7 protein-coding genes are annotated in these 6,259 nt (G+C 57.3%); 6 read left to right on the forward strand and 1 reads right to left on the reverse strand.

All coding sequences use genetic code 11. The annotated features are described in order from the left end of the window. Window positions 1–8 precede the first annotated feature (8 nt). The 5 genes from lepB to recO all read left to right on the forward strand — a co-directional run bounded on the left by lepB (window position 9) and on the right by recO (window position 3,561). Complete coding sequence (lepB, locus tag C8029_RS08210) at window positions 9–785, forward strand: signal peptidase I (protein ID WP_009569915.1); 777 nt, start codon at window positions 9–11, stop codon at window positions 783–785. Next, entirely contained in the window at window positions 782–1,465 is a 684-nt protein-coding gene (rnc, locus tag C8029_RS08215) for a ribonuclease III (protein ID WP_009569914.1), read from the forward strand. The genes lepB and rnc overlap by 4 nt, the downstream gene beginning before the upstream one ends. A 1-nt stretch (window position 1,466) precedes the next feature. Then, a complete protein-coding gene (era, locus tag C8029_RS08220) occupies window positions 1,467–2,390 on the forward strand; it encodes a GTPase Era (RefSeq protein ID WP_009569913.1) in 924 nt (307 codons plus the stop codon). Continuing rightward, complete coding sequence (locus tag C8029_RS08225) at window positions 2,390–2,722, forward strand: DUF1491 family protein (protein WP_009569912.1); 333 nt, start codon at window positions 2,390–2,392, stop codon at window positions 2,720–2,722. The genes era and C8029_RS08225 overlap by 1 nt, the downstream gene beginning before the upstream one ends. 92 nt (window positions 2,723–2,814) lie before the next feature. Further along, the gene (gene recO, locus C8029_RS08230) at window positions 2,815–3,561 is read left to right on the forward strand and encodes a DNA repair protein RecO (protein ID WP_152002675.1); all 747 of its coding nucleotides are present in this window, start codon (window positions 2,815–2,817) and stop codon (window positions 3,559–3,561) included. A gap of 18 nt (window positions 3,562–3,579) precedes the next feature. Here the strand turns inward: recO and C8029_RS08235 are convergent, their stop codons facing one another. Further along, window positions 3,580–5,253, reverse strand: a complete 1,674-nt coding sequence (locus tag C8029_RS08235; RefSeq protein WP_152002676.1) for an acyl-CoA dehydrogenase family protein — start codon at window positions 5,251–5,253, stop codon at window positions 3,580–3,582. Between the two features lie 207 nt (window positions 5,254–5,460). Here C8029_RS08235 and C8029_RS08240 point away from each other — a divergent pair, with 207 nt between their 5' ends. Beyond that, the gene (locus C8029_RS08240; protein WP_152002677.1) at window positions 5,461–6,234 is read left to right on the forward strand and encodes a sulfite exporter TauE/SafE family protein; all 774 of its coding nucleotides are present in this window, start codon (window positions 5,461–5,463) and stop codon (window positions 6,232–6,234) included. Window positions 6,235–6,259: the final 25 nt, after the last annotated feature.

The following is a 6,259-nucleotide window of genomic DNA, read 5'->3' on the forward strand; positions in this document are numbered from 1 at the left end:
GAATTCAGATGAGCAGCACCAAAGACAGTGTGGTCGAAACCATCAAAACCATCGTCTACGCCCTTTTGATCGCGGGGATTTTTCGGACTTTCTTTTTTCAGCCGTTTTTCATCCCCTCCAGTTCGATGAAAGACACGTTGCTGATCGGCGATTTCTTGTTCGTCAATAAGATGAGCTATGGGTATTCGAAATGGTCCTGTCCGATGGCTTTTATGTGCCCGGTGTCCGGGCGCATCCTGTTCACCGAACCGGAGCGCGGGGATATTGTGGTGTTTGAACACCCGACCAAACATGTCACCTATGTCAAACGTCTGATCGGCCTGCCCGGCGATCAGGTTCAACTGAAAGACGGTGTGGTCTTTATCAATGGCGAAGAGGCCGTACAAACGCCCGATGGTGTGTTTGTCGAGACCTTTGAGCCGCAAGGTGCCGCAGGCAACCCGCCGCGCTGTGCCAACCCGGCGCCGGGGCTTGGCGGCGACTGCGTCAAAGAGAAATTCATCGAAACTCTGCCCGGCGGGCGTCAGCATTCGGTGCTCAATGCCGCCGTCACGGGCGTGGACAACACCAAGGTCTACACGGTTCCAGAAGGTCAGTATTTCTTTATGGGTGACAACCGCGACAACTCCGTCGACAGCCGGATTGCACAGCCATCGGGTGTGGGTTTTGTACCTGCGGAATATCTGCTCGGTCGGGTGGATCGGGTGATCTTTTCCTCGGCTGGCAAGCACCTTGTGTATTTTTGGACATGGCGCAAAGATCGTTTCTTTAAGGGGCTTCAGTGAAGATTTCGACCGAACTCCAAGCGTTTCAACAGCGCCTCGGCTATGAGTTTTCTCAGCCCGAGCTTTTGATGCGTGCCGTGACCCACAGTTCGATTTCTTCCGTCACCCGCCCCGACAACCAACGGCTTGAATTTTTGGGCGACCGGGTGCTTGGGCTGGTGATGGCGGAGGCACTGTTTGAGGTCGACCGCAAAGCGTCCGAAGGTCAACTTGCACCGCGTTTCAACGCACTGGTGCGCAAAGAAACCTGTGCCGACGTCGCGCGCGAGATTGATCTTGGGGCTGTGCTCAAACTGGGCCGGTCCGAGATGATGTCTGGCGGACGCCGCAAAGAGGCACTTTTGGCCGATGCGATGGAAGCAGTGATTGCCGCCGTCTATCGTGATGGTGGCTTTGCCGCGGCCAAGACGCTTGTGCGACGGCTGTGGAGCACGCGGATCGATATGGTTGAACATGATGCGCGCGACGCCAAGACCGCGCTGCAGGAATGGGCCCAGGCGCGGGGTCAGAAGCCGCCAAAATATACCGAAATTTCTCGCAAAGGCCCTGATCATGCACCCGTGTTCACCATCGAAGTGACACTGGAAAGCGGTGAGACGGCGCAATCCGAGGCAACGTCCAAACGTCAGGCCGAACAAGCGGTCGCCAAGGCGCTTTTGACCAAACTGGAGGCCAAATAACATGGCTGAGACACGTTCTGGCTTTGTGGCTCTGATCGGCGAACCGAACGCCGGAAAATCGACCCTTCTCAACCGCATGGTTGGGGCCAAAGTGTCCATCGTCACCCACAAAGTGCAAACCACTCGTGCCCGCATTCGCGGCGTGGCGATTGAGGGGGATGCGCAAATTGTTTTCGTCGACACGCCGGGTATTTTTAAACCCAAGCGCCGTCTGGACCGCGCCATGGTCACCGCCGCATGGGGTGGGGCTGCGGACGCCGATGTGGTTGTGTTGCTGGTTGAGGCCCATCGTGGCCTGACCGAGGGCGTCGAGGCTATCCTTGCCGCACTTGACGAACAAGACGCTCAATACAAAGGCCCGCCGCGCAAGATCGCTTTGGCGATCAATAAGATCGACATGGTGCCGGTCGAAAAGCTGTTGGATATGACCAAGGTTTTGAACGAACGCCGCAATTTTGTAGAGACCTTTATGATCTCTGCCGAAAAGGGCCGGGGTGTTGACGATCTGCGCAAATGGTTGGCCAAAGAATTGCCCGTCGGCCCATGGCTTTACCCCGAAGATCAGATTGCCGATCTGCCGATGCGGATGATCGCGGCGGAAATCACCCGCGAAAAACTGACGTTGAATCTGCATCAGGAATTGCCCTATCAGCTCACGGTCGAGACCGAAGCCTGGGAAGAGCGCAAAGACGGATCGGCGCGCGTCGATCAGATCGTCTATGTGTCCCGTGATGGTCACAAGGGCATCATTTTGGGCCACCGGGGCGAGACGATCAAACGGATTTCGCGCGCGTCACGGGAAGAATTGGCCGAGTTTTTGGGTCGGCCTGTGCACCTGTTTTTGCAGGTCAAAGTCCGGCCGAACTGGTTGGAAGAGGCCGAACGCTACGGCGAGATGGGTCTTGATTTCAAAGACGGAAACTGATGGCGCGACTGACCGCAGATGTCTGGGTTTCGGCCTATTTGACGCGGTTGCGCCTGGCCGACATTCCGGTGTTTGTGGTGAAAAAGGGCGACCTGACCGCAGGGGCCGTGATGATCAAGCTCAATACGCTGGATGGCAAAGCCAAAGCGTTTCAGCGCGAGTTTAACCTGATGGAGGACCGCCGCGATTGGGCGGTCCTGTCCGAGGGCGACGAACGCGATGTCGATGCGGCGTTGATGAAACAACGCAGTTTTGACCCCGACCTTTGGATCATCGAGGTCGAGGACCGTCTGGGACGCACACTTTTGGACGAGCCCGGTTTGAGCGATTGAGCCTCAAGGATGAGCCTGTCTGATTGACGCGGCCTATGTTGCGGGGCAGGGTTTCATGAGTATTTTTACCAAGAAGAAGCAGGGGCGCGCGCATGATTGAATGGCGCGATGAAGGGGCGGTTTTGGCGGTGCGCAAGCATGGCGAGACCTCCGTGATCGTCGAGGTGTTCACTGAGAACCACGGTCGCCAAGCGGGGGTCGTGCGCGGTGGCATTTCGCGCAAAATGACGCCGCATCTGCAGCCCGGCGGGCAGGTCAGCGTGACGTGGAAAGCGCGGCTTGAGGACCATCTGGGTGCGTTCACCTTTGAACCCGTCAAGGGACGTGCCGCCGCCGTGATGGACGATCCTTTGGCGCTTGCAGCCCTCAACGCGGTCACCGCGATGTTGGCGTTTGTTTTGCCGGAACGCGAGGCGCATGGCTATCTTTACATCGACAGTATGCGGCTTTTGGACCGTCTCGGCACGGACCCGATGTGGCCTTTGGCCTATCTGCATTGGGAGGTGTCACTGTTGGAAGAGCTAGGGTTTGGCCTTGATCTCTCGGCCTGTGCGGTGACGGGATCGCATGAAGATCTCATCTATGTCTCACCCAAATCTGGCCGCGCTGTGTCACGTTTGGGGGCGGGGGAGTGGGCGGACCGGATGTTGCCGTTGCCGCAATGTTTGTTGGGGCAATCCTCGTTGAATTTCACGGAAATTTCGCAAGGGTTGACCACGACCGGACATTTTCTGAACCGAATCGCGGCGGAGCTGTCCGATCGACCGATGCCCGCCGCGCGGGATCGGTTTTTGGATCGGATTGCAAGAAAGGCGGCGCAGGAGGCACCGCCTTTTTAAAGCTGTTTCACGCTGGGCTTAGCCCAAAATGCGGCGTGCAATCACCTGCGCTTGGATTTCCCCGGCACCCTCAAAGATATTGAGAATGCGCGCATCACAGAGGATGCGGGAAATTTGATACTCAAGCGCAAAGCCGTTGCCGCCGTGGATTTGCAAGGCATTGTCGGCGGCGGCCCAGGCGACACGCGCGCCCAAGAGTTTCGCCATGCCTGCCTCAACATCGCAACGATGGCCGTGATCTTTTTCCCAGGCGGAGAAATAGGTGAGCTGACGCGCGACCATGATCTCGACCGCCATCATCGCCAACTTGCCGGAGACGCGGGGGAATTCGATCAGGGACTTGCCGAATTGCTTGCGGTCCTCGGCGTATTGCATCCCAACTTCGAGCGCGTTTTGCGCCACACCAATGGCACGCGCGGCGGTTTGGATGCGGGCAGACTCAAAGGTCTCCATCAGCTGTTTAAAGCCTTTGCCTTCTTCGCCGCCCAAAAGGTTTTCGGCCTTCACTTTGAACCCGTCAAAGGCCAGCTCGTATTCCTTCATGCCGCGATAGCCCAAGACTTCGATCTCGCCGCCGGTCATGCCGGGGGTCGGGAAGGGGGCCTCATCCGTGCCCGGCGTTTTCTCCGCCAGGAACATCGACAGGCCTTTGTAATCCGTGGTGTTCGGATCGGTGCGCGCCAAAAGCGTCATCACATGGGTGCGCGCGGCGTGGGTGATCCAGGTCTTGTTGCCAGTGACCGTATAGGTTTCGCCCTCTTTCACCGCACGGGTGCGCAGGGAGCCAAGGTCCGAGCCGGTGTTCGGTTCGGTGAACACGGCGGTCGGCAGGATTTCGGCGGAGGAGAGTTTTGGCAACCAATTTTGTTTTTGCTCTTCGGTGCCGCCGCTGAGGATCAATTCAGCCGCGATCTCGGAGCGTGTGCCCAAAGAGCCGACGCCGATATAGCCACGCGACAGCTCCTCGGAGACCACCACCATCGCTGCTTTCGGAAAGCCAAAGCCGCCGTATTCCTCGGGGATGGTCAGGCCAAAGACGCCAAGTTCGGCCAGCTCTTCGATGATCTCCATCGGGATCAATTCGTCTTTGAGGTGCCATTCATGGGCAAAGGGCACGACTTTTTCGTCGGCAAAGCGGCGGAACTGTTCGCGCACCATTTCCAGCTCGTCATCAAGGCCAGAGGCGCCAAAAGTGGCGTGACCATGATTGTCGCGCATCAAAGCGACAAGACGGGAACGCGCGGCAACGGTGTTGCCCTCCAGCATGAGTTTGACGACATCTTTGTGGCTCGGCTGCGCGAGGCCAAGACCCATATCGGCCAAGCGGCAGATCTCGCCTTGGTTCATCGGAATGCCGCCGTAGATTTGGTTGAGGTATTCGCCAAAGGCGATCTGATGGATCAGTTGTTCCATCTCGCCAAATTTACCGTCATCCGTCAGAGCCAAGGCCCATTTTTGCATTTGACGCAGCGCCTCGACATAGGTCGCAAGCCAAGCAAGGCCATGAGCCGCCGTTTGATTGGCCTCAAGTTTGGTGCCAGAGATGCGATCTCCGTCCAAAAATTCGGTGCGCAAGGATGCGCGGGCGCGATCCAAAAGGGCCTCAGCAGGGGCCACTGCGGCACCGGTCAAAGCCAGAAGATCGGGCAATATGGGGTTCGACATGGTCATCTCCTGTTGATCAAGGGCCATGGGAATCTCTCCTTCTCAGGGTCATGGGACTGTCTAATCCCTTCGCAGTTGCAGCGCAATATTATTTTGCATTAGATGTCATTTAGGACCAAAAGTGTCGCAGACAAGCCGAATGCCCCCGTGGCCCTGAGAAAGTTTTAGACTGGCCGCATCGGATAGGCGCGAATTCTCTGGTCACACGGGGATCACAGGCCCTATGACAAACCCATGGACTTCAACGCGCTTTTCTCCCTGCTTACCTTGCCGCAAATGGCGGTTTCCCTTGCCATTGCCCTGCTTGCGGGTTTCGTCAAAGGTGCAACCGGCTTTGCCATGCCGATGATCATGATTTCGGGGCTGGGGTCATTCCTTTCGCCTGAACTGGCGCTGGCGGGACTGATTCTGTCGACCGTGGTGTCGAACATCTGGCAATCGCTGCGTGGCGGCGTGGCCGAGGCGGTGCAGGCGGCGAAGGTCTATAAACTCTATATCGCAGCGCTTTTGGTGATGATCCTTTTGTCGGCGCAGCTTGTGGTGATCTTGCCGCAATCGGTGGTATTTTTAACGCTTGGGATCATTGTGATCGTCTTGGCGAGCTACCTTTTGATTGGGCGGGCGCTGCATATTCCGGACCATCACCGGGCCTTTTACGATCTCGGCCTTGGTGCGCTGTCGGGGATGATCGGTGGGGTTGCGGGGATTTGGGGGCCGCTGACGGTGGCCTATCTCACCGCCGTCGATACGCCGAAAAAAATGCAGATCAAAATCACCGGCGTGATCTTTGGCGCGGGGGCTTTGATGTTGTTTGCAGCCCATCTGCGCTCTGGTGTGCTCAATGCGCAAACGCTGCCGCTATCTTTGGCGCTCTTAATCCCGGCACTGTTGGGGATGGTGATCGGCCAACAGGTTCAGGACCGTTTGGATCAAAAGAAATTCAAACGCGCCACCCTGTTTGTCTTGCTCGTCGCCGGGGCCAATTTGGTACGGCGCGGGCTTTTTTAACACTCCGTTTTAACGGGTGATCTGG

The sequence above is a fragment of the Roseobacter sp. TSBP12 genome, assembly GCF_009129705.1.
Lineage (GTDB): Bacteria > Pseudomonadota > Alphaproteobacteria > Rhodobacterales > Rhodobacteraceae > Celeribacter > Celeribacter baekdonensis_A.